Raw genomic sequence first — 830 nt, 5'->3', positions numbered from 1 at the left:
TGAGCCCGTCACGCAGCTCCGGCCGCTTCAGGCCGTAGGCGATGTTGGCGCGGAGGAAGCCGGGCTTGGAGCCGCAATCGTGGCGCTCGCCCTCGAACTCGACGCCGTAGAATTTTTGCGATCTGGCGAGGCCGATCATGGCGTCGGTGAGCTGGATCTCGCCGCCGGCGCCGCGCTCCTGGGTCTCCAGGATCTTGAAGATCTCCGGCTGCAGGATGTAGCGGCCGGTGATCGAGAGGTTGGAGGGCGCGGTGCCCTTGGCCGGCTTCTCGACCATGCCGTCGACCTCGAACATCTTGCCGGTGCGTTTGCCGACGCCGCAGATGCCGTATTGATGGGTCAGATGGTCGGGCACCGGCTCGACCGCGATGACATTGGATTTTTCGCCGAGCTTGCTGGCGGTGTCGATCATCTGCTTCAGGCAGCCGGGCGAATTGAGCACGAGTTCGTCCGGCAGCACGACCGCGAACGGTTCGTTGCCGACGATGTCGCGCGCGCACCAGACTGCGTGACCGAGGCCGAGCGGCGCCTGCTGGCGAGTGAAGCTGACGGCGCCGGCCTCCGGCTGGTTCTGCGCCAGAACGTCCTGCTCGGTCTTCTTGCCGCGCGCGGCCAGCGTCGCATCAAGCTCGAACATCCGGTCGAAATGATCTTCGATGACACTTTTGTTGCGGCCGGTGACGAAGATGAAGTGCTCGATGCCGGCTTCCCTGGCTTCGTCATAGACGTACTGGATCAGCGGCTTGTCGACGATCGTCAGCATTTCCTTCGGCATCGCCTTGGTGGCGGGCAGGACGCGGGTGCCGAGGCCGGCAACGGGAAATACGGCT

At 64.6% G+C, this 830-nt stretch carries 1 protein-coding gene; it reads right to left on the bottom strand.

Going from position 1 to position 830, the window contains the following annotated elements:
- A partial coding sequence (locus tag AC0L3K_RS40650) for a UTP--glucose-1-phosphate uridylyltransferase (RefSeq protein ID WP_473368211.1) occupies nt 1–830 on the bottom strand: 830 nt, incomplete at both ends.

The sequence above is a fragment of the Bradyrhizobium sp. MI1.10 genome (assembly GCF_055811035.1).
Note: the sequence above shows the minus strand (reverse complement) of the source record. Positions and strands in the feature narration are given on the sequence as shown.